Origin of the sequence: Streptomyces sp. NPDC053541, from assembly GCF_044544705.1 — a bacterium.
GTDB lineage: Bacteria > Actinomycetota > Actinomycetes > Streptomycetales > Streptomycetaceae > Streptomyces.
This window is the reverse complement of the sequence record NZ_JBITXM010000004.1, coordinates 179274-205202: the sequence shown is the minus strand read 5'-3', so window position 1 is coordinate 205202 and position 25929 is coordinate 179274. Positions and strand designations below refer to the sequence as shown.

The 25929-nt window shown below is 73.4% G+C and carries 25 protein-coding genes; 16 read left to right on the top strand and 9 right to left on the bottom strand.

Going from position 1 to position 25929, the window contains the following annotated elements; translation table 11 throughout:
* The 6 genes from ACIGW2_RS11480 (at nt 1) to ACIGW2_RS11455 (ending at nt 6654) form a co-directional block, all read left to right on the top strand.
* Nucleotides 1–873: a tryptophan 2,3-dioxygenase gene (locus ACIGW2_RS11480; RefSeq protein WP_361584878.1), complete on the top strand. Its 873-nt coding sequence runs from the start codon at nt 1–3 to the stop codon at nt 871–873.
* The gene (gene kynU, locus ACIGW2_RS11475; RefSeq protein WP_391654153.1) at nt 866–2134 is read left to right on the top strand and encodes a kynureninase; all 1269 of its coding nucleotides are present in this window, start codon (nt 866–868) and stop codon (nt 2132–2134) included. Before ACIGW2_RS11480 ends, kynU begins: the two co-directional genes overlap by 8 nt.
* 147 nt (nt 2135–2281) lie before the next feature.
* Nucleotides 2282–3151: an alpha/beta hydrolase gene (locus ACIGW2_RS11470; RefSeq protein ID WP_356063372.1), complete on the top strand. Its 870-nt coding sequence runs from the start codon at nt 2282–2284 to the stop codon at nt 3149–3151.
* A 106-nt stretch (nt 3152–3257) separates the two neighbouring features.
* A complete protein-coding gene (locus ACIGW2_RS11465) occupies nt 3258–4640 on the top strand; it encodes a sensor histidine kinase (RefSeq protein WP_399842956.1) in 1383 nt (460 codons plus the stop codon).
* Nucleotides 4637–5299: a response regulator gene (locus ACIGW2_RS11460; protein ID WP_391654156.1), complete on the top strand. Its 663-nt coding sequence runs from the start codon at nt 4637–4639 to the stop codon at nt 5297–5299. Before ACIGW2_RS11465 ends, ACIGW2_RS11460 begins: the two co-directional genes overlap by 4 nt.
* A gap of 143 nt (nt 5300–5442) precedes the next feature.
* Nucleotides 5443–6654 (top strand): cytochrome P450, encoded by a 1212-nt coding sequence (locus ACIGW2_RS11455; RefSeq protein WP_399842952.1) that lies wholly within the window; start codon nt 5443–5445, stop codon nt 6652–6654.
* Between the two features lie 110 nt (nt 6655–6764).
* Here the strand turns inward: ACIGW2_RS11455 and ACIGW2_RS11450 are convergent, their stop codons facing one another.
* Together ACIGW2_RS11450 and ACIGW2_RS11445 are read right to left on the bottom strand one after the other, a co-directional pair.
* Complete coding sequence (locus ACIGW2_RS11450; protein ID WP_391654261.1) at nt 6765–8273, bottom strand: ABC transporter permease; 1509 nt, start codon at nt 8271–8273, stop codon at nt 6765–6767.
* A 56-nt stretch (nt 8274–8329) separates the two neighbouring features.
* The gene (locus ACIGW2_RS11445) at nt 8330–9223 is read right to left on the bottom strand and encodes an ATP-binding cassette domain-containing protein (RefSeq protein WP_391654158.1); all 894 of its coding nucleotides are present in this window, start codon (nt 9221–9223) and stop codon (nt 8330–8332) included.
* Nucleotides 9224–9519: 296 nt separating this feature from the next.
* Here ACIGW2_RS11445 and ACIGW2_RS11440 point away from each other — a divergent pair, with 296 nt between their 5' ends.
* Nucleotides 9520–9954 carry a GbsR/MarR family transcriptional regulator gene (locus tag ACIGW2_RS11440; RefSeq protein WP_399843519.1) on the top strand — a complete coding sequence of 145 codons (435 nt, stop codon included), beginning with the start codon at nt 9520–9522 and terminating at the stop codon, nt 9952–9954.
* A gap of 52 nt (nt 9955–10006) precedes the next feature.
* On the opposite strand, the gene ACIGW2_RS11435 is transcribed toward ACIGW2_RS11440, so the two are convergent.
* Nucleotides 10007–10816 (bottom strand): diacylglycerol kinase, encoded by an 810-nt coding sequence (locus ACIGW2_RS11435; RefSeq protein ID WP_399842948.1) that lies wholly within the window; start codon nt 10814–10816, stop codon nt 10007–10009.
* A 143-nt stretch (nt 10817–10959) separates the two neighbouring features.
* On the opposite strand from ACIGW2_RS11435, the gene ACIGW2_RS11430 reads away from it, so the two are divergent.
* Nucleotides 10960–12243 (top strand): adenylosuccinate synthase, encoded by a 1284-nt coding sequence (locus ACIGW2_RS11430; protein WP_356063355.1) that lies wholly within the window; start codon nt 10960–10962, stop codon nt 12241–12243.
* Between the two features lie 206 nt (nt 12244–12449).
* On the opposite strand, the gene ACIGW2_RS11425 is transcribed toward ACIGW2_RS11430, so the two are convergent.
* Nucleotides 12450–13283 carry an oxidoreductase gene (locus ACIGW2_RS11425; RefSeq protein ID WP_356063352.1) on the bottom strand — a complete coding sequence of 278 codons (834 nt, stop codon included), beginning with the start codon at nt 13281–13283 and terminating at the stop codon, nt 12450–12452.
* An 86-nt stretch (nt 13284–13369) separates the two neighbouring features.
* On the opposite strand from ACIGW2_RS11425, the gene ACIGW2_RS11420 reads away from it, so the two are divergent.
* From ACIGW2_RS11420 to ACIGW2_RS11410, 3 genes are all read left to right on the top strand, one after another.
* Nucleotides 13370–14281, top strand: a complete 912-nt coding sequence (locus tag ACIGW2_RS11420; protein ID WP_391654160.1) for a LysR family transcriptional regulator — start codon at nt 13370–13372, stop codon at nt 14279–14281.
* A gap of 189 nt (nt 14282–14470) precedes the next feature.
* A complete protein-coding gene (locus ACIGW2_RS11415; protein ID WP_399842944.1) occupies nt 14471–15052 on the top strand; it encodes a DUF6232 family protein in 582 nt (193 codons plus the stop codon).
* Entirely contained in the window at nt 15052–15390 is a 339-nt protein-coding gene (locus ACIGW2_RS11410; RefSeq protein WP_361584905.1) for a hypothetical protein, read from the top strand. Before ACIGW2_RS11415 ends, ACIGW2_RS11410 begins: the two co-directional genes overlap by 1 nt.
* Before the next feature lie 36 nt (nt 15391–15426).
* Here the strand turns inward: ACIGW2_RS11410 and ACIGW2_RS11405 are convergent, their stop codons facing one another.
* Nucleotides 15427–17295 (bottom strand): serine/threonine-protein kinase, encoded by a 1869-nt coding sequence (locus ACIGW2_RS11405; protein WP_399842940.1) that lies wholly within the window; start codon nt 17293–17295, stop codon nt 15427–15429.
* A 40-nt stretch (nt 17296–17335) separates the two neighbouring features.
* Nucleotides 17336–18811, bottom strand: a complete 1476-nt coding sequence (locus tag ACIGW2_RS11400; protein ID WP_399842937.1) for a substrate-binding domain-containing protein — start codon at nt 18809–18811, stop codon at nt 17336–17338.
* A gap of 166 nt (nt 18812–18977) precedes the next feature.
* Between ACIGW2_RS11400 and ACIGW2_RS11395 the strand changes: the two genes are divergently transcribed.
* A complete protein-coding gene (locus ACIGW2_RS11395) occupies nt 18978–19931 on the top strand; it encodes an NADP-dependent oxidoreductase (RefSeq protein WP_391654167.1) in 954 nt (317 codons plus the stop codon).
* Nucleotides 19932–20112: 181 nt separating this feature from the next.
* On the opposite strand, the gene ACIGW2_RS11390 is transcribed toward ACIGW2_RS11395, so the two are convergent.
* The gene (locus ACIGW2_RS11390) at nt 20113–20619 is read right to left on the bottom strand and encodes a MarR family transcriptional regulator (protein WP_399842934.1); all 507 of its coding nucleotides are present in this window, start codon (nt 20617–20619) and stop codon (nt 20113–20115) included.
* Between the two features lie 231 nt (nt 20620–20850).
* On the opposite strand from ACIGW2_RS11390, the gene ACIGW2_RS11385 reads away from it, so the two are divergent.
* Together ACIGW2_RS11385 and ACIGW2_RS11380 are read left to right on the top strand one after the other, a co-directional pair.
* Nucleotides 20851–21291 carry a MarR family winged helix-turn-helix transcriptional regulator gene (locus ACIGW2_RS11385; RefSeq protein ID WP_399842932.1) on the top strand — a complete coding sequence of 147 codons (441 nt, stop codon included), beginning with the start codon at nt 20851–20853 and terminating at the stop codon, nt 21289–21291.
* Nucleotides 21292–21400: 109 nt separating this feature from the next.
* On the top strand, nt 21401–22294 hold the full coding sequence (locus ACIGW2_RS11380; RefSeq protein WP_399842930.1) for a glycoside hydrolase family 19 protein: 894 nt from the start codon (nt 21401–21403) through the stop codon (nt 22292–22294).
* Here ACIGW2_RS11380 and ACIGW2_RS11375 read toward each other — a convergent pair.
* On the bottom strand, nt 22291–22818 hold the full coding sequence (locus tag ACIGW2_RS11375; protein ID WP_399842928.1) for a MarR family winged helix-turn-helix transcriptional regulator: 528 nt from the start codon (nt 22816–22818) through the stop codon (nt 22291–22293). The two genes, ACIGW2_RS11380 and ACIGW2_RS11375, sit on opposite strands and share 4 nt — an antisense overlap.
* Complete coding sequence (locus ACIGW2_RS11370) at nt 22815–23420, bottom strand: DJ-1/PfpI family protein (RefSeq protein WP_391654173.1); 606 nt, start codon at nt 23418–23420, stop codon at nt 22815–22817. The genes ACIGW2_RS11375 and ACIGW2_RS11370 overlap by 4 nt, the downstream gene beginning before the upstream one ends.
* Before the next feature lie 151 nt (nt 23421–23571).
* On the opposite strand from ACIGW2_RS11370, the gene ACIGW2_RS11365 reads away from it, so the two are divergent.
* Entirely contained in the window at nt 23572–24933 is a 1362-nt protein-coding gene (locus ACIGW2_RS11365) for an aspartate aminotransferase family protein (RefSeq protein WP_391654174.1), read from the top strand.
* 195 nt (nt 24934–25128) lie between these two features.
* Nucleotides 25129–25839, top strand: a complete 711-nt coding sequence (locus tag ACIGW2_RS11360; protein WP_361584931.1) for a GntR family transcriptional regulator — start codon at nt 25129–25131, stop codon at nt 25837–25839.
* Nucleotides 25840–25929: the final 90 nt, after the last annotated feature.

The window sequence follows — 25929 nt, the reverse complement described above, 5'->3', positions numbered from 1 at the left end:
ATGTCGACCTTCCAGGGTTCTCCCGATGCCTCCGGAGCCGGTGCGGTCGCCGACGCCGCCGCCGACGCGCCGAACCTCGACTTCGCAGGCACCACGCCGTACGAGGACTACGTCCAGGCGGACGTCCTCACCCACCTCCAGCACCTCCGCTCGGACGATCCCGGCGAGATGGTCTTCCTGGTCACCACCCAGGTCATGGAGCTGTGGTTCACCGTGATCGTCCACGAGTGGGAGACCGCGAGCCACGCGCTGCGCCGCGACGAGGTCCCGGTCGCCATGGACGCGCTCAAGCGCTCCGTGCGCGAGCTGGAGGCGCTCAACCACTCCTGGCGCCCGCTCGCCCAGCTCACCCCCGCCCAGTTCAACTCCTACCGCGGCGCCCTCGGCGAGGGCTCCGGCTTCCAGTCGGCGATGTACCGGCGCATGGAGTTCCTGCTCGGCGAGAAGTCCGCGTCCATGCTGGTGCCCCACCGCGGCGCGCCCCGCGTCCACGCCGAGCTGGAGAAGGCGCTCCACGAGCCCAGCCTCTACGACGAGGTGCTCGGCCTGCTCGCCCGGCGCGGCCTGCCCGTGCCCGCCGCCGTCCTCGGCCGCGACCTGGCGCAGCGCTACGAGCCCTCGCCCGAGGTCGAGGCGGTCTGGGCCCGCGTCTACGCGGACCCCGACCAGAACGCCGAGCTCGTACGGCTCGGCGAGGCGCTGAGCGACGTCGCCGAACTCGTCTGGCGCTGGCGCAACGACCACCTCGTGGCCACCCGGCGCGCCATGGGCGCCAAGACCGGCACGGGCGGCTCGGCGGGCGTGGCCTGGCTGGAGAAGCGCGCCCAGAAGAACGTGTTCCCCGAGCTGTGGACGGCGCGCAGCCATGTCTGACGACCTGAGGGAGACGGCCGCACTCACCGAAAGGGCCGCCCGTCTCGACGCGGCCGACGAACTGGCCAAGCACCGCGAGAAGTTCGCCCTCGACGCCACCGTCTACCTGGACGGGAACTCGCTCGGCGCGCTGCCCGCGCACGTCCCCGCCGTCATGGCCGACGTCATCAGCCGCCAGTGGGGCGAGCTGCGCATCCGCTCCTGGGACGAGTCCGGCTGGTGGACCGCGCCCGAGCGGCTCGGCGACCGCGTCGCCCCGCTCGTGGGCGCCGCCCCCGGACAGATCGTGGTCGGCGACTCGACCAGCGTGAACGTCTTCAAGGCGCTCGTGGCGGGCGTGCGGCTCGCGGACCCCGGCCGCGACGAGATCCTCGTCGACGCCACGACCTTTCCCACGGACGGGTACATCGCCGAGTCCGCGGCGCGCCTCACCGGCCACCGGATCGTGCCGCTCGACCCGGCCGAGATCCCCGGCGCCGCCGGCGCCCGCACCGCGCTCGCCCTGGTCAACCACGTCGACTACCGCACCGGACGGCTCCAGGACCTGCCCGGCACGACCGCCGCGCTCCACGCGGCCGGCGCGCTCGCCGTCTGGGACCTGTGCCACAGCGCCGGCGCGCTGCCCGTCGGCCTCGACCGGCACGGGGTGGACCTGGCCGTCGGCTGCACCTACAAGTACCTCAACGGCGGCCCCGGTTCGCCCGCGTACCTGTACGTCGCCGAGCGCCACCAGGACCGCTTCGACTCGCCGCTGCCCGGCTGGAACTCGCACGCCGACCCCTTCGGCATGACCCCCGGCTACCGGGCCGCCGACGGCGCCGTGCGCGGCCGGGTCGGCACGCCCGACATCCTGTCGATGCTGGCCCTGGAGGCCGCCCTCGACGTGTGGGACGGCGTCCGGATCGAGGACGTGCGCGCCAAGTCGCTCGCCCTGACGGACTTCTTCCTGGAGTGCGTGCGGGCGTACGCCCCCGAGGGCCGGGTCGTCTCCGTGACGCCCGAGGCGCACGGGGAGCGGGGCAGCCAGGTCGCGCTGCGCTGCGCCGAGGCGCCCGCCGTCATGGCGGAGCTGATCCGTCGCGGGGTGGTCGGCGACCTGCGCCGCCCGGACATCCTGCGGTTCGGCTTCACCCCGCTGTACGTGGGCTTCGCGGACGCGGAGCGCGCGGCGCGGGTCCTCGGCGAGGTGCTCCGGGACGTACCGGCGACCGGACCCGGGGCAGGCTCGGCAGCCGGGCCGGAGGCCGGGCCCGCCGCCTGACCCGGGCCCGCCCGCGCCCAGCCTCGTCACGGGTCGGACGATCCGACGATCACCTGATCTGCGGGGGCCGCACTCCTGGTACGGTCCCCGCAGGTCAGGCCGATGGATCGGTCAATCGGCCCCGTCTGAGGAGAGGTTGGAAGCACCATGCCGGACCCCGCCGCGCGCGACGCCGCCGAAGAGGCATCGGCTTTCTCGCACCCGGCCGTCGCCCCGGACGCCTCCGCCGCGTACGGCGCGCACCCCGACCAGGTCGTCGACTTCTACGCGCCGCGCGACGGCCGGCCGAGCGCGCCCCTGGTCGTCGCCCTGCACGGCGGCGCCTGGCGCGCCCCGTACGACCGGCAGCACCTGACCCCCTTCGTGGACTTCCTGGCCCGCCGCGGCTTCGCCGTGGCCAGCGTCGAGTACCGGCGCGGCAGCGACATCCCCCGCCAGGGCGGCACCGCCCCGGTCGCCGGGCGCTGGCCCGAGACCTTCGACGACGTGGCCGCCGCCCTCGACGCCCTGCCGGAGCTCGCCGCCGCGCACCTCCCGCAGGCCGATCCGCGCCGGACCGTGCTCACCGGCCACTCCGCCGGCGGCCACCTCGCCCTGTGGGCCGCCGCCCGGCACGTGCTGCCGGCCGGCTCGCCCTGGCGGCTGCCCGCCCCGCCCGCGCTGCGCGGGGTCGTGGCGCTCGCCCCCATCGCGCACTTCGCGCGCGCCGTCGAACTCGGCGTGTGCGGCGGAGCCGTCACCGAACTCCTCGGCGGCGAGGCCGAGTTCGAGGCCCGTGCGGCGCTCGCCGACCCGGCCGCGCTGCTGCCGACCGGCATCGCCACCACCCTCGTCCAGGGCCGCACCGACATCGTCGTCCCGCCCGCCGTCGCCGAGGCCTACGCGACCGCGGCGGCCGAGGCCGGCGAGACCGTCGGCTGCACCTTCCTGGAGGACGTCGGCCACTTCCCGCTGATCGACCCGGCGGCGGACGCCTGCGCGGTGGTCGCGGAGGAGATCGCCCAGCTCGCCTTCTGAGCACGGTCGGGCGCTCCGGACGGACCCGGGTAGTCCTCAAGGGGGACCCGCCGGGATCCGTACGCAGCCGGACGACCCCGGCGCGGGCCGCCCGTACGGTGGTCCGGTGACTTCGACCCGGACCACCGACACGAGCCGCAGCCCCGAGCTCCGCCTGACCCTGAAGGCGCTCGGCGGTCTGCGCGCGGACCTCTTCACCGACGCCTTCGCCTACCGCCCGCTGCCCCGCATGGAGGTGGAGCGGGGGCCGCTGCGGTTGCTGCCGGAGCGCATCCGCGACGAACTCGGCGTGCTCCCGCACCTCACCGTCGGCCTCGCCGCGGTGATCGTCTTCTTCCTGGGGCTCGCCGAGGCCAGGAGCTCCTTGAATCCGGCCGTGCTCTTCTACGCCGTCGTACCGGCCGCGACCGTGGTGCTCACCCTGATCCGCCCGATGCTCGCCTTCTGGGCCTCGCTCGTCTCCACGCCCTTCATCGCCTTCCTGGGCGGCCACGGCGGGGACTGGCCGTGGGCCCCGAACTCGCTCGCCGCGCACCTCGTGGTCCTCGTCGTCGTCGCCCTGCGCACCCGGCCGCGCACCGGCGGCTGGATGTGGCTGGTCACCGCCGGCTACGCCCTCTTCGCCACGGTCCTCATCGGTGCGAGCGGCGCCGACAACGCCCTCGCGCTGCTGTTCGTCGCCGGAGTGTGCCTGCTGATCGTCACCACCTCCCAGGTCCGCCGCCAGGCCGCCCGCGAAGTCACCGCCCAGCAGACCGTCACCGCCGCCGAGCGGTCCAGGCGGACCCTGCTGGAGGAGCGCACCACCATCGCCCGCGAGCTGCACGACGTCGTCGCGCACCACATGTCGGTGGTCGCGATCCAGGCCGAGGCCGCCCCGTACCGGGTGGAGAACCCGCCGCCGGAGCTGGAGCAGGCCTTCCTCACCATCCGCGAGAACGCGGTGGCCGCGCTCACCGAGCTGCGCCGCATCCTCGGGGTGGTCCGGGCCGAGGACTACGAGGCCCCGGACGCGCCCCAGCCCACGCTGGCCGACCTCGACGCCCTGGTCGCCAACGTCCGCGAGGCCGGGCTCGACGTGGAGAAGGCGGTGACCGGCGCGGTGCGGGAGCTGCCGCAGGGTGTCGAGCTCTCCGCGTACCGGATCGTCCAGGAGGCCCTGTCGAACGTGTTGCGGCACGCGCCCGGCGCCGCCGCCCGGGTTGAGATCGGCTACGTCCTCGGCGGCCTCGGCCTGCGGATCGCCAACGGCCCGGCGCGCGGCCTCGTGAAGCCCTCGCCCGGGGCGGGCCACGGGATCACCGGCATGCGCGAGCGCGTCACGATGCTGGGCGGCGACATGACCGCCGAGGCCACCCCCGACGGGGGCTACGAGGTCACCGTCTTCGTCCCCGTCAGCCGGGAACGCGACGAGCGCGACGGGCGGCAGGAACAGAAGGAGCGGGACCAGCGGGACGAGCGGGACGAGCGAGAGGAGTCGCGGCCGTGATCCGGGTGCTGATCGTCGACGACCAGATGATGGTCCGCGAGGGCTTCTCGGTGCTGCTGGGCGCGATGCCCGACATCGAGGTCGTCGGCGAGGCGGTGAACGGCCGCGAGGCCGTCACCCAGGTCGCCGCCCTGCGCCCCGACGTGGTCCTCATGGACATCCGGATGCCCGAGCTGAACGGCATCGAGGCCACCCGCGAGATCGTCGCCGCCGACGCGGACGCGAAGGTCCTGGTGCTCACCACCTTCGACCTCGACGAGTACGTGTACCAGGCGCTGCGCGCCGGCGCCTCCGGCTTCCTGCTCAAGGACGCCTCCGCCCGGCAGCTCGCCGAGGGCGTCCGGGTGGTCGCGGCCGGTGAGGCGCTGCTCGCGCCGACCGTCACCAAGCGCCTCATCACGGAGTTCGCCAAGGCGGCGGCCGCCTCCCCGCGCCCGCCCGCGGTCTCCCGGATCGGCGAGCTGACCGAGCGGGAGACGGAGGTCCTGGTGCTGATCGCGCAGGGCCTGTCGAACGCCGAGATCGCCGAGCACCTCGTCGTCGCCGAGTCCACCATCAAGACCCATGTGAGCCGCGTCCTGGTGAAACTGGGCCTGCGCGACCGGACGCAGGCGGCCGTCTTCGCGTACGAGGCTCGCTTGGTGCGGGTAGGCGGGTAGGCCTGTGGACCGGTAGGCCTGTGGACCGGCAGACCCGTGGACCGGTAGGCCTGTGGACCGGCAGGCCTGTGGACCGGCAGGCCTGTGGACCGGTAGGCATGTAGGTCGGTCAGGAGACGGCCGGCACCGGGTAGCGTCCAGCCATGGACGCTGCCGATGCCGCTCACGCCGCCTTCGACCCCTGGTCCCCGGAGTTCGTCGCCGATCCCTATCCGGCCTACGAGCGCCTGCGCGCCACCGGCCGGGCCCACTGGTACGCGCCGACCCGCCAGTGGCTGATCCCGCACTACGAGGACGTGTCGGCGCTGCTGCGGGACCGCCGCCTGGGCCGCACGTACACCCACCGCTTCAGCCACGAGGAGTTCGGCCGCCCGGCGCCCGACCCGGCGCACGAGCCCTTCCACACGCTCAACGACCACGGGCTGCTCGACCTGGAGGGCGCCGACCACAGCCGGATCCGGCGCCTGGTGTCGAAGGCGTTCACGCCGCGGACCGTGGAGCGGCTGGCCCCGACGGTGCGGCGGCTCGCGGCCGGGCTGGTGGCGGACCTCGTGGCGGCGGGGGGCGGAGACCTCCAGGCGGCCGTGGCCGAGCCGCTGCCGGTGGCGGTGATCGCCGAGATGCTCGGCATCCCGGAGGAGGACGAGGAACGGGCCCGGCTGCGGCCCTGGTCGGCGGACATCTGCGGGATGTTCGAGCTCAACCCGTCCGAGGAGACGGCCCGCAGGGCGGTCCGCGCCTCGATCGAATTCTCCGACTACCTGCGGGAGTTGATCGCCCGCCGGCGCGAGGACCCGGGGGAGGACCTGATCTCGGGCCTGCTCGGCGTGACGGAGCTGACCGAGCAGGAGATGATCTCCACCTGTGTCCTGCTCCTGAACGCGGGCCACGAGGCCACCGTGAACACCACGGTCAACGGCTGGTGGACGCTCTTCCGGCACGGGGTCCGGCCCGACGTCGATCCCGGAAAGTTGTCCACAGCTGTGGAAGAACTCCTCCGGTACGACACCCCGCTGCAGATGTTCGAGCGCTGGGTCCTCGACGACATCGAGCTCGGCGGGGTCGTCATCCCGCGCGGCTCCGAGGTCGCCCTGCTCTTCGGCTCGGCCAACCGCGACCCCGCCCGCTTCGGCCCGAGCGCCGACGCGCTCGACCTGACCCGCGCCGACAATCCGCACATCACCTTCGGCGCCGGCATCCACTACTGCCTCGGCGCCCCGCTCGCCCGGCTCGAACTCACCGCCGTCTTCGCCGAGTTGCTCCGGCAGGCCCCCGGCCTGCGGCTCGCCGCCGAGCCGGTGCGCAAGCCGGGGTACGTGATCCGGGGCTTCGAGGAGCTGCTGGTCGAGGTGTGAGCGGGGCGAGGCGTGGGGCGGGGCAAGGTCTGGGGCGGGGCGAGGTGCGGAGCCGGTCGGGGTGCGGAGCCGGTCGGGGCGTGCGCCGGGCGGGCGGGGCCGTACGGGCGTCAGCTCAGCAGGTCCCGGCGGCGCAGGCCCGCCAGGCCGGCCGTCACCAGCGCGGCGGCGAGGGCCGTGAGGACGAGCAGCGGGGTCCAGGAGGGATCCGGGCCGGGCAGCTTCGGCAGGTGACCGAAGGGGGAGAGGTTCAGGACCGCCTGCGGAAGGTCCAGCGCCGGGCCGATCCAGCCCAGCGCCAGGCACACCCCGGCGACCCCCCAGGCCGCCGGCGCCGCCTTCGGGAAGGCGCCCCACAGCAGCACCGCGAGGCCCGCGAGCGTCCACACCGCCGGGAGCTGCGCGAGCGCGGCGCCCAGGACGGGGCCGGTCTCCTTCCCGTACGCGAGGGCCAGGCCGGCCCCGGCGAGCAGCATGATCAGCACCGAACCGGCGAAGGCGACCAGCAGGTGCCCGGCAGCCCAGCGGAGCCGTCCGACCGGGGCGGCGAGCAGCGGTTCGGCGCGCTGCGAGGTCTCCTCGCCGTGCAGCCGGAGCACCGAGCCGACCGCGAACAGGGCGGCGACCATGCCGAAGAGCCCGACCATGGTGGCGAGGAAGGCGTCGGTGAGCGCGTTCTGTCCGCCCATGCGCTCGAAGATCTGCCGGGCCTGTTCGTTGTCGCCGACGATGTCGGCCGCGCCCTCGACCATCCCGCCGAAGACGAGCCCGCCGAGCAGGAAGCCGAGTGCCCAGCCGAGCAGCGTGCCGCGCTGGAGCCGCCAGGCGAGCGCCCCGGCCGTCGCCAGTCCGCCGACGGCCGGTCCGGGGCGGGTGGGCAGGAAGCTCATGCCGACGTCGCGGCGCGCGGTGAGCACGTAGGCGAGGCCCGTCTGGAGCAGCACGGCGGCGCCGGTGAGCAGCAGCACCCACCAGCGTTCGCCGGCGAAGGCGCGCACGTGCTCGGCCCAGCCGATCGGCGAGAGCCAGGTCAGGACGGAGTCGCCGTCGGCGTTCCCGGCGTCGCCGGCCGCGCGCAGGGCGAAGGCGAGGCCGAGCACGCCGGCCGTCAGGCCCTTGGCGAGCCGGGCGCTCTCGGTGAGCTGGGCGGCGATCGCGGCCAGGGTCGCGAAGACCATCCCGGTGCCGCCGATGGCCAGGCCGAGCGCGAGCGCCCCGGCCGGTCCCTGGCCGGCGAGCCCGGCCGCGACGAGGAGCGTCACGGCGGTGTTGGCGGTGAGCGCGGCGAGCAGCGCCGCCGTCAGCGGGGCGCGGCGGCCCACCGCCCCGGCCGACAACATCTCCTGACGGCCCGTCTCCTCCTCCTCGCGGGTGTGCCGGACCACGATGACCAGGCTCATCACGGCGGCGAGCACGGCGGCGAAGGTGCCGAACCGCCAGGCCACCAGGCCGCCGAGGGAGTCGTCGAAGACGGGCCCGTAGAGCGAGCGCATCGAGCTGTTGGCGTTCATGGACGCGGCCAGCTCGGCGCGCTGCGCCGCCGTCCCGTACAGGCCCTGGAGGGAGCCGGCGCCACTGGCGACCATGCCGCCGGTGACCAGGGCCCAGACCGGCAGCATCAGGCGGTCGCGGCGCAGGGCGAGCCGGGTGAGGGTCCCGGTCCCGGTGAGGGCGGTCACGAGGCCACCTCGTCCGCGTAGTGGCGGAGGAAGAGCTCCTCCAGGGTGGGCGGGGTGCTGGTGAGGCTCCGCACCCCCGACGCGGTGAGCGAGCGGAGTACGGCGTCGAGCTTGTCGGTGTCGACCTGAAGCCGGACGCGGTGGCCCTGCACGTCGAGGTCGTGGACGCCGGGGAGGTGGGCGAGGCCGTTGGGGGAGGCGGCGAGCTCGGCGGAGACGCTGGTACGGGTGAGGTGGCGCAGCTCGGCGAGCGAACCGGACTCGACCGTGCGGCCCTTGCGGATGATGCTCACCCGGTCGCACAGCTCCTCGACCTCGCTGAGGATGTGGCTGGACAGCAGCACCGTCGCGCCGCGCCCGCGGGCCTCGGCGACGCACTGCTGGAAGACCTCCTCCATCAGCGGGTCGAGGCCGCTGGTCGGCTCGTCGAGGACGAACAGCTCGGCGTCGGAGGCGAAGGCGGCGACCAGGGCGACCTTCTGGCGGTTGCCCTTGGAGTAGGTGCGGCCCTTCTTGGTGGGGTCGAGCTCGAAGCGCTCGATCAGCTCCGCCCGCCGGGCCCGGTCGAGCCCGCCGCGCAGCCGCCCGAAGAGGTCGATGACCTCGCCGCCGGAGAGGTTGCGCCACAGGGTGACGTCGCCGGGGACGTAGGCGATGCGCCGGTGCAGGGCGACGGCGTCGTGCCAGGGGTCACGGCCGAGCACCTGGGCGGCGCCGGAGTCGGCGCGCAGCAGCCCGAGGAGGACCCGGATGGTGGTGGACTTCCCGGCGCCGTTGGGCCCGAGGAAGCCGTGGACCTCGCCGGTCTCGACGGTGAGGTCGAGGCCGTCCAGTGCGTGGGTGCGCCCGAACGCCTTGTGGAGTCCGGCGACGGTGATTGCCTTCGTCATGCTTCAGAACGTACGCTCATTTCACAAACTTGTGAAGTTAAGGAAGCGTATGGAAGGCGGGTGAGATAGTGGACGGCATGACTGAGGGCACGCCCGGGGGCACGACGAAGCACGCGACGGAGGACATGACCGAGGGCATGACGAAGGGCGTGACGAAGGGCATGACCCAGGACGTGACGGAGGGCGGGACGGACGAGCGGAGCCCGGCCGATACGGGCTCCGGGCCCGGAACCGACGCCGATACGGGCGCGGGCGCCGACGCGACGGCGCGCTTCGTGGAGCGCTTCGCCGCCGAGATGACCGCGGCCGGCATGCAGCGCATGGCCTCCCGCGTCTTCGCGGCCCTGCTCGCCTCCGAGACCGCCTCGATGACCTCGGCCGAGCTCGCCGAACGGCTCCAGATCAGCCCGGCCGCCGTCTCCGGCGCGATCCGCTACCTCTCCCAGGTCGACATGGTCAGCCGCGAGCGCGACCCCGGCACCCGCCGCGATCTGTACGTGCTCCACAACGAGCTCTGGTACGAGACCTTCACCCGCCGCGACCAGGTCCTCACCCGCTGGGAGAAGATCCTCCGCGAGGGCACCGACACCCTGGGCACGACCACGGCGGCGGGCCGCCGCCTCGCCGAGACCGCCGAGTTCTTCGCCTTCCTCCACGGCGAAATGACCGGAATCATGGACCGCTGGCGCGCCCACAGGGAAGCCCAGCACCAGGCCGGGTCCCAGAACTAGGGCCTGTCCGGTGGATCAGGGACGAACCCGGCCCTGATCCACCGGACAGGCCCTAAGCCTCCTCCCGCGGCACCGTCAGCCCCCACGCGCTCGCCCGGACCGTCCAGGTGCGGCGGCGGACCGGGCCCGTGACCGTCGTGTCGGCGCGGTAGCGGAAGTCCGGGCCCGCGACGGTCAGGGTGCGGGCGGTGGTGGTGCGGGGCGGGTCGGTGGTGGGCGGGCGCAGGGTCAGGGCGAGGGTGCCCGCGAGGGCGCGGACGGTGAGGCCGGCCAGCGGGGTGTCGAGATCGCTGAGCAGTTCCCCGTCCGCCTCGACGCGCAGCCGGTGCACGGGCGGGGCCAGGACCGCCGGGGCGGGCCGCACCAGGGTGCGGACCAGGGAGCGGCAGGTGTCCCACACGGTCGGCGGCGCGGGCGCGGGCCCCCCGCCCGAGGCGGGCACGTCGAGGCGGTCGAGCACCACGCCGCCGCTGTCGTCGACCAGCAGGTCCAGGCGTCGTACCGCCCCGTCAAGCACCGCCCGCGCGGCGGCGACCGTGCCCGGCGGCACACCGAGCGCACGGGCGGTCGCCACCCGGTCGGGCGCACCGATCGGAACGAGCGAGAGCGCCCCGCCGGCCGTCTCCTGCTCGCGCTGGAGCAGGGTCACCGTACGGAGCAGCGCGCGGTCGTCGCCGAGGACGACGGGGTGCCGGGAGCCGCGCCGGGCCAGGGCGCGGGCGAATTCCTCGGGACCGTCCGGAAGGCAGATCTTCGCTTCCGCGCCCGCCGACAACACATCTTTCGCGATCCGCACGGACTCGCCGTCACTTCGGCGGGCGACCGGGTCGATGATGACCAGCAGCTGGTCGTGAGCCGACACCTCGGTCCTTCCTCGGGTAGTCTCTTTGTGCAAGAGCCCCTTGCGCTATTGCGCCAGGGGCTTCGTCTATTCCGGGGCACACCGGTGAGGCGGCGTCGGCCCCCTGACCTTGGTCTTGCCCCGCCCGGAAGGGGTGTACGCCTGTGCCCGCACTTGTGCTGCTCGGTGCTCAGTGGGGTGACGAGGGCAAGGGAAAGGCCACCGACCTGCTCGGTGGGTCCGTTGACTACGTGGTGCGTTACCAGGGCGGCAACAATGCCGGCCACACGGTCGTCGTGGGCGACCAGAAGTACGCGCTGCACCTTCTCCCTTCCGGAATCCTCTCCCCGGGGTGCACCCCGGTCATCGGAAACGGCGTCGTCGTCGACCCGGCGGTCCTGCTCTCCGAGCTGAGCGGGCTGAACGAGCGCGGCGTCGACACCTCCAAGCTCCTGATCAGCGGTAACGCCCACCTGATCACCCCGTACAACGTCACCCTCGACAAGGTGACGGAACGGTTCCTCGGCAAGCGCAAGATCGGCACCACGGGCCGTGGCATCGGCCCGACCTACGCCGACAAGATCAACCGCGTCGGCATCCGGGTCCAGGACCTGTACGACGAGTCGATCCTCACCCAGAAGGTCGAAGCGGCCCTGGAGCAGAAGAACCAGCTCCTCGCCAAGGTCTTCAACCGCCGCGCGATCGAGGCCGACCGGATCGTGGAGGAGATGCTCCAGTACGCCGACCAGATCAAGCCGTACGTCGCCGACACCACGTTGATCCTCAACGACGCCATCGACGAGGGCAAGGTCGTCCTCTTCGAGGGCGGCCAGGGCACCCTGCTCGACGTCGACCATGGCACGTACCCCTTCGTCACCTCCTCGAACCCGACCGCCGGCGGTGCCTGCACGGGCGCGGGCGTGGGCCCGACGAAGATCAGCCGGGTCATCGGCATCCTCAAGGCGTACACCACCCGCGTCGGCGCCGGCCCGTTCCCGACCGAGCTGTTCGACGAGGACGGCGAGGCGCTGCGCCGGATCGGCGGCGAGCGCGGTGTGACCACCGGCCGTGACCGCCGCTGCGGCTGGTTCGACGCGGTCATCGCCCGCTACGCGACCCGCGTCAACGGCCTGACCGACTTCTTCCTCACCAAGCTCGACGTGCTCACCGGCTGGGAGCAGATCCCGGTCTGCGTCGCGTACGAGATCGACGGCAAGCGCGTCGAGGAACTGCCCTACTCGCAGACCGACTTCCACCACGCGAAGCCGATCTACGAGATGCTGCCGGGCTGGTCCGAGGACATCACCAAGGCCAAGACCTTCGCCGACCTGCCGAAGAACGCGCAGGGCTACGTGAAGGCCCTGGAGGAGATGTCCGGCGCCCCGATCTCCGCGATCGGCGTGGGCCCGGGCCGGGACGAGACGATCGAGATCAACTCGTTCCTGTAGGCCGTGAGGCCCGTCGTGCGACATGCGGTCGTGCGACATGCGGTCGTGCGACATGCGGTCGTGTGACACGAGGTCGTGCCACTGAGGTCGTGAGGCCGGCCGTGTGACATGAAGTCGTGTGACGTGCGGCCGTGTGACATGCGGTCGTGTGACATGCGGAGGAGGCCCGCACCCCCACGGGGGTGCGGGCCTCCTCCGGTTTCCGCTCAGACGTCGAAGGTGGTCTCCCGGCCGACCTTGTCCCAGGCCTCCAGGTCCGCCCGGACCTGGTCGAGGTGGGCGTGGATCATGTCGATGGAGTCCGCGCCGAGGGCCAGCCGCAGCGGCGGGTGCTCGGCGTCCAGGGCGGTGAGGACGGCCGCCGCGGCCTTGGCCGGGTCGCCGGCCTGGGTGCCGTCGCCGCCCTCGACGAAGGCGCGGGTCGCGCCGACCGTCTCCGCGTAGTCCGGGATGGTGTCCGCGCTGAGGCTCTTGCCCGCGCCGAACAGCGAGGTGCGGAAGGCGCCCGGCTCGACGATCAGGACGTGGATGCCGAGCGGCTTCACCTCGGCGGCCAGCGCCTCCGACAGGCCCTCCAGGGCGAACTTCGTCGCGCTGTACGCCCCGAACCCGGGCAGCGAGCCCTGCCCGCCCACGCTGCTGAGCTGCACGATTGCGCCGGAGCGGCGGGCCCGCATGTGCGGCAGCACCGCGCGGGTCAGCGCCGCGGGACCGAAGACGTGCAGGTCGAAGAGCGAGCGCAGCTCCGCGTCGCCGGTCTCCTCGACCGAGCCGACGTGGGTGCGGCCCGCGTTGTTGACCAGCACGTCGATGCGCCCGTGCCGCTCGGCGACCTCCGCCACCACCCGCTCGATCGCCGCCGTGTCGGTGACGTCCAGGGTGACCGGGTGGACCTGGTCCGGGTGGGCGGCGACCAGGTCGTCCAGGGTGCCCACGCGGCGCGCGGCGGCGACCACGACGTCCCCGGCGGCGACCGCCGCCTCGGTGAAGGCGCGCCCGAACCCGCTGTTCGCCCCGGTGATCAGCCAGACCTTGCTCATGTCCTCGGTTCCCCTCGTCGTCGGTGCAACCAGCCTGCGGGAGCGGGCAGTTGGCCGTCCAAGACCTGTCGTGATAACCCATGGGCATGACCATCACGGACGTGCACGGCCGGGACCTGCGCTACTTCCTCGCGGTCGCCGAGGAGCTGCACTTCACCCGTGCCGCCGAGCGTCTGTACGTGTCGCAGCCCGCGCTCAGCAAGCAGATCCGGGCCCTGGAGCGGCAGCTCGGCGCCCCGCTCTTCGACCGCGACCGGCACGGCGTCCGCCTCACCGAGGTCGGTACGGCCCTGCTGCCGCACGCCCGCGCGGTGCTCGCCGCCTGGGCGGAGGCCGCGGGCGCGGTACGGGCCGCCCGGGCCGCGCGCGAGGCCACCCTCGTCATCGGCATGTCGACCAGCCCCGGCCGCGGCGGCCTGCTGCCCGCGATCCGCTCCCGCTTCACCGAGGCCCGCCCCGGGGTCCGGCTGCGGCTGCGCCAGATCGGCTGGGACGACCCGACCGCCGGCCTCGCCGACCGCACCAGCGACCTGGCCTTCGTCTGGCTCCCGCTGGTCGATGCCGAGCGCTACCGCTGGGTCGTCGTCGCCACCGAACCGCGCCTCGTCGCCCTGTCCGAGCGGCACCCGCTGGCCGGCCGCGAGCGGATCGCCTTCGCCGAACTCCTCGACGAGCCCTTCCTCGCCCTCCCCGGCGACGTCGCCCCCGGACTGCGCGACCACTGGCTGGCCCTGGACGCCCGGGACGGCCGCCCGGCCCGGATCGGCGCCGAGATCGGCTCCACGGACGAGACGTACGAAGCCCTCGTCGACGGCCTCGGCGTCTGTCTGGTCGCCGAGGGCAACGCCCCGCTGCTCACCCGCGAAGGCGTCGTCGTCCGCCCCGTCGACGGCGTCGCCCCGACCCGCTTCGCCCTCGCCTGGCGCGCCGACGACGCCCGCCCGGAGGTGCGCGACTACGCCCGCGTGGTGTCCGAAGTCGTCTCCCGGGAGTCCTGAACTCGCCTTGTGAGGCGGGTGGTTCGGCTGCGTAATGAGTGGCACGTCATTGCCGGCTCCACATCGGGGGAACGCATGGACACGAACGGAACGCCGCCGTCATCGCCACCACCGTCATCGCCGCCACCGCCGTCGTCGCCACCGCCGTCGTCGCCACCGGCACGGGGGCGGGCGCAGACCCCGCCGCCGATGCCGGCCCAGGCACCGCCGCCCGGGTCCGGGCTGGTGATCAGCAAACGGCTGCTGTGGGTGCACGGCGGCGCCTACCCGCTGGAGAACATCGTCCGGGTCTACACCTTCGTGCTCCGGCCCCGGCGCGGCGAGGCCTTCGTCCGCTTCCTGAAGCGGGGCGGGCTCACGGCCCTGGTCCTCCTGCTGCTGATGATGTTCTCGGACTCCTCGTCGTCGGGGTCGTGGGACTCCGGGTCGTACGGATCGAGTGACAGCGGTTCGGAGGGGATCCTCCGCCTCGCCGTGATCCTGGCCGTGATCCTGCTGATCTACTTCTTCGCCGACATGGCGGGCGTGGTCTTCGCCTCGTCCCACGACGTCCTCGCCGTCGAGACGAACGGGCAGTCCACGGCGCTGGTGACCGGCAGGCCCGAGTACCTCAGGGGCCTCGTCCACTCGATCGCCGAGGCGATCGACAAACCGGACGCGGAGTTCCACGCCACGGTGGGCACCCTCGCCGTCACCAACTACGGCAACTACTACTTCGGAGACGCCGTGAACATGTACGGCGGCAGCGGCAACACGGGGGTGGCGAAGTGATGGCCGGTGACCACTACCACGGCGACGTGGTGCACATGAACCAGACCACGAACAGCGTCGGCATCGACAAGCGCACGCTCGTGACGGGCGCGGGCGGCGCCGAACTGGAGCGCGCGCTCGCGGAGTTGCTGCCGCTGCTCCAGGAACTCCACGGCCGGCTGCAGCCCCTGGGCGCCCGGACGGTGGAGACCGCCGTGGCGGAGATCGGCGAGTCCACCGACCCGGCGGTGCGGCGCAGCGCCCTGGAGCGGATCGGTGGCATCCTCGAGTCCGCGGCGCCGCTCGGCGCCCCGGCGCTCGCCCTCATCCAGCAGATCCTGCCGATGCTCGGCGGCTGAGGGGCCGGGTCCCGGAGCCTCGGGGCTCCGGAACCCTCAGGAGCGGTAGTACTCGTTCGGCTCGCTGTCGAGCATCGGATAGAGCAACAGCCGGTCCTTGCCCTTGAACGTGTCGACGACCGCGTAGCGGGACATGCCCTCCTGGCACTCGCGGTCCCAGGCCGTCGCGTCCTTGGTACTCGGGCCGAGGATCAGCTTGTCGCCGACGCCCGCGAGGACCGCCGTGGTGCCGCAGGACCAGTCCTCGGAGGTGTTCACGCCGTCGACGGTGCGCGGATAGCCGTCGATGACGCTGATCACGGGGGCGCCGACCGGGCCCTGGGTGATCGTCACCTCCGAGGTGTAGCGGGAGTCGTCCGCGCCGTACATCTCCGGTGCGGGGACGCGCGACCAGTGGCCGAGGAAGCGGGCGGGGACGACCGCCGGTCCGCTCGGCGCCTTGCGGAACGTCGCCTTCACCGTGCCCGAGGTCCATTCCAGGACGTCGGGGGAGCGCAGGGTGAGGGTCTGCTGGGCGGCCGGGGTGCAGCGGTCGGCGGGCACGCTCGTGGTCACGGCGGAATCGCCGTAGACGACCTTGTCCTCGTCGGCCGAGACGAGCCGGGAGCGCCCCATGCACAGCCGGTTCTCGGTGACCTGCACGTACACGGCGCTCTTGGAGCCCGCGGCGCCCTGGGTGATCTCGATCCGCGCGGTCTCCCGGGGAGCCTCGGCCGAGCCCTGGAGGACGCCCTCCCAGGCGCCGAGGAAGCCGGCCGGAACGATCCCGGCCGGGCGGGCCGAGACCGAGCCGCCGTCCCCGCGCGCCTTGTTCTTCTGCTCGTCGGTGCCGATGCCCGTGTCCGGCCAGAACGTGTACGCCAGGCCGCCCGCCGCTGCCACCACCACGGCCGTGACGGCGGCGAGCAGCGCGGTACGGCCCCGGCGCCGGGGCGCGGCGAGCGCCGCCGGCGCGGTGTCGGCGGCCCGCGACTCGCCTGCGCGGGGCGTGGCGGGGGCGTTCTCGGCGAGAGCCGTGCTCTCCGCCTCCAGCAACTGCGCCGCGTGCCGTCCCAGACGCGCCAGGACGTCCGCGGGGAGCCACGGGTCGGACACCGGGAGCGTCTCGACGATCTCGCCCGCCGTGGGCCGGCCCGCCGGGTCCTTGGTGAGGCAGGCCCGGATCAGACCGGCGAGCTCGGGCGCCAGACCGGTCAGGTCGGGCTCGTCGTGCGCGATCCGGAACATCGTGGCGTGCACTCCGCTGTCCGACCCGCCGAACGGCGAACGCCCGGTCGCCGCGTACGCCAGCACCGACCCCAGACAGAAGATGTCCGCCGCCGGACTGAGCCGCTCGCCCCGCACCTGCTCCGGCGACATGAAGCCGGGCGAGCCGACGACCGCGCCGGTGGTGGTCAGCCCGCCGTCGGTGACGGTGTCGAGCGCACGGGCGATGCCGAAGTCGATGATCTGCGGCCCGTCGACCGTGAGCAGCACGTTCGACGGCTTCAGATCCCGGTGGACCAGGCCCGCCGCGTGGATGTGGGTGAGCGCGCGGGCCAGCCCGGCGGCCAGGGTGCGCACGCTGTCGGGCGGCAGTGGCCCGTACTCGTCGCCGACCACGGCCCGCAGCGAGGGCCCCGGCACGTAACCCACGGCCACCCAGGGAAGTTCGGCCTCCGTGTCGGAGCCGAGCACCGGCGCCGTGCCCGTCCCGCCCACCCGCTCCAGGGCGGACACCTCCCGCGCGAAGCGGCGCCGGAACTCGTCCTGCGCCGCCAGCTCCGGGTGCACGACCTTCACCGCGACGGCGCGCCCGCCGGCCGACCGGGCCAGGTACACCCGCCCCATGCCGCCCACGCCGAGCCGCCCGAGCAGCCGGAACGGGCCTATGGTGACCGGGTCTTCCGCGTTCAAGGGATCCACGTCGCAAGAGGATGCCAGACCCCGGGGCCGGGCCGCCCCGTCATCCCGCGCCGCAGATCCGCAGGCCCTTGGGCGTCGCACACGGCAGGTGCCCGTGCGCGAGCACCACGTCCTGCCCGGCGCCCCGCCCCAGATAGGCGAGGAAGCTCGCGGTCAGCGAACCGGCCTCGGGCAGCCCCCACGTGTAGGCGTACTCGACCTCCCGGTACGGATAGGGCGAGCTGCCCAGCTCCGTCACCTCGGGTCTTCGCCCGTCGACGGCGACCCGGTGCAGTCCCTTCGGCCGGCTTCCGGTGCGCAGCTCCGCGTAGCCGAGGGCACCGGGCAGGGCGGCGACGGTCGACAGCACCTGCTCCGTGCTGTCGAGCTCGCAGCGCACCACCAGGGCCTCCGGATCGTCCTTGGCGGCGCAGTTACGGGAGGAGTTGGCCGGCTCGTTGCGCCCGAGGACCCGGCGCTGGAACACCTCGCGGGTACCGGAGTCCGCGTCCCGGCTGACCAGCCGCACGGGCAGGTCGGGCCCGCCCAGGCTGCGCCAGTTGGTGATGTCGCCGCGGTACAGGGCGCGGATGTTCTCCAGGGTGAGGTTGTCCAGCGGCACCCGGTCGTTGACGACGAGCGTGAAGAGGGAGACGGCGATGCCGGTGTCGCGCAGCTGCGGGTAGCCGTCCGGCTTGGGGCCGTCCGACAGCGCGATCAGTGCGGGCGGGCCGCCCTTGCCCTGTCGCCCGCCCTGCTCGGCGAGCCGCCGTATGCCGGCGGTGGAGCCGCGCGTGTCGACCAGGACGGTGGCTCCCGCGCAGTCCCGCTCGTACTGCCGGGCGACGTCCACGAGGACCGGCTCGAAGGCGGTGGAGCCGATGACGGTGAGCGTGCCCCGGGCGCAGCCGATGGGCGGCGGCACGTCGTCGCGGAGCACGATGATCGCGGCGAGCGTGATCACGCAGGCGGTCAGGGCGACGGTGACCCGCCGGGCGGCGCGGCCGAAGGCGGGCGGCTTGTCGTCGAAGGTCGCGCTGTGGTTGACCCGCACGCTGCCGTCGCGGATCGGCCCCTCGACGGCGATCTCGTCCTTGGCCTCGCCGCCGGTGAGGAGGACCAGCACCTTGAAGTAGTCCCCCGGGTTGAGCGCCACCTTCGGGATGGTGATCCGGTCGGTGCCGACGCCGAGGTCGTTGCTGCCGAACGGCGCCTGGGAGGCCGCCGCCGCCTCGATCCTGCGGTGGGTGAACCGCACGGTCAGCCCGTGGTTCTCCTGGTTGTAGTCCTCGCGCCCGATCGAGACCCCGCCGTCGTTCTCGAAGCGCAGCAGCACGAGGGTGGCGTCGGTCATGTCGTCCCGCCCGTTGAAGAGCCGGGTGACCCGGTCTCCCACCGGGGTGTCCAACTGCACCCGGTAGCCGATGCGCCGGCGGCGCGGGACCCGTCGCTCGATGACGAGCACGGCGAAGGTGACGACCACGCCGAGCAGCGCGGTGACGACGGCGATGACGTTCTCGGGGCTGACCCAGTCCACGGGCGCCACCGTACGGACAGGTGTGCGGTTCGGTACGAGAGCTTGATTCCGGCCATCTGGAGTTCGTCCTTCCGACAGGTTCCCCCGGGCTTCCGTCAGCTGTTGCCGGGGGTGGCGGGCATGGGTGTAATGGGCCACGAGGGGGCTGCCGCAGGAGGAGAACCCCATGCGTGTCGTCGAAGTGACCGCCTACGGCGGACCCGAGGTCCTGCACATGGCCCGCCGCCCCGAGCCCGAGGCGGGCGAGGTGCCGGGCAAGGTCCGGGTCCGGCTGAAGGCGGCCGGTGTGACCGTCGCGGACCTGAGGATCCGGGCGGGCTACTACGCCGACGAGCTGGACCCGCTCCGTCCCCCCTTCGTCCTGGGCACGGACTTCGCGGGCCGGCTGCTCGACCCCGCGCCCGGCCCCGCGGGCACCCTTCCGGCCGGCACGCGTGTGGCGGGCTTCGTGCCGTGGTTCACCGAGCGGACCGGCGAGGGCACCTACGCGGAGGTCATCCGGGTCGACCCCGAGTGGCTGGCGCCGATCGCGGACGACGTGGACTTCACCCAGGCGGCCTCCGTGCCGCTGGCCGCCGCCACCGCCCAGCAGGGCCTGGACGTCCTCCGCCTGACCCCGGGCTCGACCCTCCTCGTCACCGGTGCCAGCGGCGTCGTGGGCCGCTTCGCGGTCCAGTTCGCCTCCGCGGCCGGCCTGGAGGTCGTCGCCGTCGCCCACGAGGGCGACGAGAGCGAGCTCAAGGTCCTCGGCGCCAAGCACTGCGTCACCCGAGGCGAACCCGCCGAGGTGCTGACCCAGGTCCTGGCGGCCGTGCCCGACCGTGTCGACGGCGTCTTCGACGGCGCCCTCGTCGGCTCCCCGGCCCTCCCCGCGGCCAAGGACGGCGGCGCCTTCGTCGCCCTCGCCACGGACCGGACCCCCGAAGCCGAGCGCGACATCCGCGTCGACACCGTCTTCGGCCGCCCCGACCCCGCCGAGCTGGCCACCATCTTCCAGAAGGTCGCCGACCGCGAACTCATCACCCGGGTGGCCGACGTCATGCCCCTCGAAGAGGCCGCCGAGGCCCACCGCCGCGCCGAGGCGGGCCGCCGGCCCGGGCGGATCGTCCTGATGATCTGAGCGCGCGGACCCGCCGGGCACCCGGCGGGCCCCCGACCAAGGCGCCGGGCACCCGGATGGTCCAAGCCCCCCCGTCACTCCGTCCTTCCGTCAGGCGGTCGGTCCATCAGTCGGTCGGTCCGTCAGTCAGTCCGTCAGTCGGTCGGTCGTCCGCCAGTCAGTCGGTCCGTCAGTCGGTCCGTCAGTCGGTCGGTCCGACCGTCCGCGCCGCGAGGCCCGCGAGCTCCGCGTTCGCCCGCTCGGTGACCAGGGCCAGGACCCGGCCCGCGGCGGTCAGGTCCTCGGCCGGTATGCCGGACCAGATCCGGGCCGAGACCGGCGCGGTCTCGGCCGCGACGGCGGCCAGGAGTTCGCGGCCCGCCTCCGTGGGCCGCAGATGGTCGCCGTCCGCGACCAGCAGCCCGCTCGCCAGCAGTTCGTCGAGCGAGGCGTGGACGTCGGCCGGGCCGCACCTGAGGGAGGCCCGCACCTGGGAGACCAGGGCGTCGGCCGGCTGCGGGGCCTCGGCCGTGACCGCCGCGCGCAGGGTGACCTGCTGCAGGAAGGTCGCACCGTGCCGGGCCAGCAAGTGCTCCAGGACGCCCCGGGCGGCGTAGTGGGCGAGACCGAGGGCCCGGGAGTCGGCCGGGGCGGCCGGAGCCGAGACGGTCGTGGGCGTGGTCGCGGTCGTGGACACAGAAGTGGTCATGAGAAGGTCCCCCTCTAACGTTCGCTTCACTAACGTTTGTGGCACTAACGACAGTAAATCGTTCGGGCCACTAACGCAAGAGGTAATCTGCCTCGCATGAGCGAGAGCCCCGACCACGCCGGTGACCCTGACGGCCCCGATCGCCCCGATCGCCCCGATCGCCCCGACCGTCCCGGCGACTCCGGCAGCCCCGACCGTCCTGACGGTCCTTCCAGCCCTGTGAGCCCCGGCGTGGACGAGCACCAGGCGCAGGCCCCCGACCGGCTCCGCGCCCTGCCCAGCCGGCTGCTCGCGCTGACCTCGGCGCGGGCGGACCGTCTGGTCGGCGAGCGGCTGGCCGTCGAGGGCGCCCGCAAGTGGCACTACGCGGTCCTGGCCTCGCTGGACGCGTACGGCCCGGCCAGTCAGGCCGATCTGAGCCGGCGCACCGGCATCTACCGCAGCGATCTGGTCGCCGTCATCAACGAGTTGGAGGCGGGCGGCCATGTCGCCCGCACCCCCGACCCCGACGACCGCCGCCGCAACGTCGTCACCCTCACTCCGCAGGGCGCCGAGCACCTCGAACGCCTCGACGGCATCGTCACCGAGGTCCAGGACGAGCTGATGGCGCCGCTCTCCGTGGCCGAACGCGCCCTGCTCGTCGGCCTGTTGGAGCGTGTGCTCTCCAACTGAGCGGAAAGGTCCGGTCCGGTGCGGACGGGTTCATTCTGGTCCAGACCATTGACAGGTGCAGACCAATCGCGGTTCCGTGGGCCTTCCCCCCACCGGAAGGACGAGCCGCATGCTGCGACGTCTTCTCACCGTCCTGGCCGCGATCTGTACGGTCGCCGGCCTCGCCGTGCTCCTGCCCGCCGCCGCGGCGGGCGCCGCCCCCACCTGCGTGGCCGCCTGGAACTCCGGCAGCGTGTACACGGGCGGCATGACCGCCTCGTACAACGGCCACAACTGGTACGCGAAGTGGTGGACCCAGAACGAGCGCCCCGGCACCGCCGACGTCTGGCGCGACGAGGGCGTCTGCGGAGGTGGCGGCGGTGGCACCACCCCGCCGCCCACCAGTGGATTCGTCGTCTCCGAGGCGCAGTTCAACCAGATGTTCCCGAACCGGAACCCCTTCTACACGTACGCCGGCCTCACCGCCGCGCTCGGCGCGTACCCCGGCTTCGCCACCACCGGCGGCGACACCGTGAAGAAGCAGGAGGCCGCCGCCTTCCTCGCCAACGTCAGCCACGAGACCGGCGGCCTGGTCCACGTCGTCGAGCAGAACACCGCCAACTACCCGCACTACTGCGACGCGAGCCAGCCCTACGGCTGCCCCGCCGGCCAGGCCGCGTACTACGGCCGCGGTCCGATCCAGCTCTCCTGGAACTTCAACTACAAGGCCGCCGGCGACGCCCTCGGCATCAACCTCCTCGCCGACCCCTACCGCGTCGAGCGCGACGCGGCCGTCGCCTGGAAGACCGGCCTCTGGTACTGGAACACCCAGAACGGCCCCGGCACCATGACCGCCCACAACGCCATGGTCAACGGCGCCGGCTTCGGCGAGACCATCCGCTCCATCAACGGCGCGCTGGAGTGCAACGGCGGCAACCCGGCCCAGGTCCAGAGCCGGGTCACCAAGTACCAGCAGTTCACCCAGATCCTCGGCGTCCCCACCGGGGCGAACCTGTACTGCTAGTCGGCCCGCGACCGCTGGTCGCCCCGCGCGCCCAGTCCCTTCGGCCCCTCGGGACCCTCCGGCGCGTCCAGCCTCTCCGGCGCGTCCAGCGCGTCCAGTGCGCGGGAGAGGCGCTCCAGGGTCCGCACGGTCTCGTCGAAGGCCTCCTGGCCGCCCAGTTCGCGCATGAGCCGGGCGGCCAGTTCGGCGTGTCCGGGGTCGATGCGGCGGATCGCGGCCCGGCCGGCCGCGGTCGGGGCGAGGAGCTTGGCGCGCCGGTGGGCCGGGTTCGGCTCGTAGGCGGCGAGGCCCTCCCGCACGAGCAGGTCGGCGACCCGCTGGACGCTCTGCCGGGTGATGCCCATGACCCGGGCGATCCCGGACACCGGGAGGGGCTCGGGCAGTACGGCCCCGAGGACCTGCCACCACGCGGCGGTCAGGCCCGCCGGCTCGGCCAGCTTCTCGGAGAGCGCGAGGAACTGGCCGTTGAGCCGGAAGACGCCCAGTGCGGTACGGGACAGGGCGTCCTGCTGTCGTCGGCTCATCCGTTCAGCTCGGCGTAGGCCGCCGGGTCGGAGTCGTGGAACAGGCGGAACCAGGCGTCCCGCTTCCCCTCGTACGCGCCGAGGCGGGCGAAGATCTCGCGCGCGAAGGCCACCGGCTCGGTCGGCCCCGCGGTGATGAGGTCGCCGTCGCGGACGGCGTCCGCCTCGACGTACCGCTCGCCGCCCCGGTAGCCGGTGGCGGCCAGGTAGCCGGCGGCGGCGCTGGTGTGCGGGCGGTCGTCGAGCAGGCCCTCCCGGGCGAGGCCGGCGGTGGCGCCGCAGATCGCGGCGACCGGCACGCGCGCGTGGAGGAAGGCTCGGGCCTTGGCGGTGAAGGGCGCGAGCTCGTCGCCCTCGTCGTACTTCTCGGCGCCCGGCAGGATCAGCAGCGCGCTGTCCTCGGGGTTCAGGTCGGCGAGGGAGAGGTCCGGGACGATCCGGATGCCCGCGATCGTGGTGACCGGGTCCCCCGCGCGCGTGCCGACGGTTCGCACGGTGTACCCGGCCCGGGCGAGCCAGGCGGTGGCGTGTCCCGTCTCCCAGTCGGCGAGGGTGTCGTAGACGGCGAGATGGACGGTCCTGGGTGTCTCGATCTCAGTCATGACAGCAGACTGTCATCATGGCAGTCTGCTGTCAATAGGTGCTCGTACGGGCCGGCCGCCGCGCCGCCACGGCACTCTGTCTCGTCGCCTCCGGTCTCGGTGGACAAGATGGTCATGGCCGGCCCGACCTGCGCTTCCTTACCCTCGACGCATGACCCCTCATGTCGAACCCGACCCCCAGGCCGGAGCGGCCGTCAAGGCCGCCGACCGCGCGCACGTGTTCCACTCCTGGTCCGCCCAGGGCCTGATCGACCCGCTCGCCGTCGCCGGCGCCGAGGGTTCGTACTTCTGGGACTACGACGGCAACCGCTACCTCGACTTCACCAGCGGCCTCGTCTACACCAACATCGGCTACCAGCACCCGAAGGTCGTCGCCGCGATCCAGGAGCAGGCCGGGAAGCTCGCGACCTTCGCGCCCGCCTTCGCCGTCGACGTGCGCTCCGAGGCCGCACGCCTCATCGCCGAGCGCACCCCGGGCGACCTGAACAAGATCTTCTTCACCAACGGCGGCGCCGAGGCCGTCGAGAACGCCGTCCGCATGGCCCGGCTGCACACCGGCCGCGCCAAGGTGCTCTCCGCCTACCGCTCGTACCACGGCGCCACCTCCACCGCGATCAACCTGACCGGCGACCCGCGCCGCTGGGCCTCCGACACGGCCTCCGCCGGCGTGGTGCACTTCTGGGCGCCCTTCCTCTACCGCTCGCCCTTCTACGCCGCCACCGAGGCGGAGGAGTGCGCGCGGGCCCTCCAGCACCTGGAGGACACGATCGCCTTCGAGGGTCCGGCGACGATCGCCGCGATCATCCTGGAGACCGTGCCCGGCACCGCCGGCATCATGACCCCGCCGCCCGGCTACCTCGCCGGGGTCCGCGAGATCTGCGACAAGTACGGCATCGTCTTCGTCCTCGACGAGGTCATGGCCGGCTTCGGCCGCACCGGCACGTGGTTCGCCGCCGAGCACTTCGACGTCGTGCCCGACCTCATGACCTTCGCCAAGGGCGTCAACTCCGGTTACGTGCCGCTCGGCGGCGTCGCGATCAGCGAGCGGATCGCCGCCACCTTCGAGACCCGCCCCTACCCCGGCGGCCTCACCTACTCCGGGCACCCGCTGGCCTGCGCGGCCGCCGTCGCCACCATCCACGTGATGGAGGACGAGAAGGTCGTCGAGCACGCGGCCCGCATCGGCGAGACCGTCCTCGGCCCCGGCCTGCGCGAGCTCGCCGAGCGCCACCCCTCGGTCGGCGAGGTCCGCGGCATGGGCGTCTTCTGGGCGCTCGACCTGGTGAAGAACAAGGAGACCCGCGAGCCGCTCGTCCCGTACAACGCGGCGGGCGAGGCCAACGCGCCCATGGCCGCCTTCGCCGCCGCGGCGAAGAAGAACGGCCTGTGGCCCTTCGTCAACATGAACCGCACCCACGCGGTCCCCGCCTGCACCATCACCGAGGCGGAGGCGAAGGAGGGCCTCGCGGCCCTGGACGCGGCGCTGAGCGTCGCCGACGAGCACACGGTCTGACGCGTCCGACCCCTCGGACCCGGCCGTGCACCGGCGGCGGCCGCTGTTCACCGGCGGCGGCCGCTGTTCACGGCGCCGGCCGCTGTTCACGGCGCCGGCCCGGGTCGTCATCCCACGGTGACACGTCTGTGATCCGCCCCCTCCCCGGCCCTGGACTAGGGTGTTCCGGAAGTCGTACGGAGGGGGCCGGTCACCATGGCCGCGAGCGGAGCAGGCGTCACCCGCAGCACCCTGCGACAGCAGATCGCGGACGCGCTGCGTGACGAGATCCTCGCGGGGCGTCTCCAGCCGGGCCAGGAGTTCACGGTCAAGCAGATCGCCGAGCAGTACGGCGTCTCCGCCACCCCGGTCCGCGAGGCCCTGGTCGACCTCTGCGCCCAGGGGCTCCTCGACTCCGACCAGCACCGCGGCTTCCGCGTGCACGAGTTCTCGGTCGACGACTACCGGGGCATGGTCGAGGCCCGGATGCTCGTCGTGGACGGCATCTTCCGCCGCCACGCCCCCGCCCCCCACCCGCCGGCCGAACCCGACGTCTCCTACGGCGTCGCCCTGGTCTCCATACGCCGCCGCGGCGAGGCCGCCGCCCGCGCCGCCCGCGCCGGGGACCTCGACGTCCTCATCGGCTACGACATTCGCTACTGGCGCGAACTCGGCCGGCTCGTCGCCGCCAACGACTACATCGCCGACTTCCTGCACCGGCTCCGCGTGCAGGCCTGGGTCTTCTCCGTGCCGTACCTGCGCTCCGACCGCGACCTGCTCGGCTGGCTGTGGAGCGGCCACATCGACCTCGTCGACGCGATCACGCGCGGCGACGCCGACGGCGCGGTCGCCGTCGTACGGGACTACAACACCCGCTCCCTGGAGTGGGCGGACCGCCTGGACGCCCGCGCCGGCCGTACGGGTTGAGCACCCGCCCGCGGGGGCAGGCACCCAGCGGGTGTGCGGGGCCACGAGCCGCACTACCCTGACGGTCCCTGCAACTGACGGAGAGCGAGC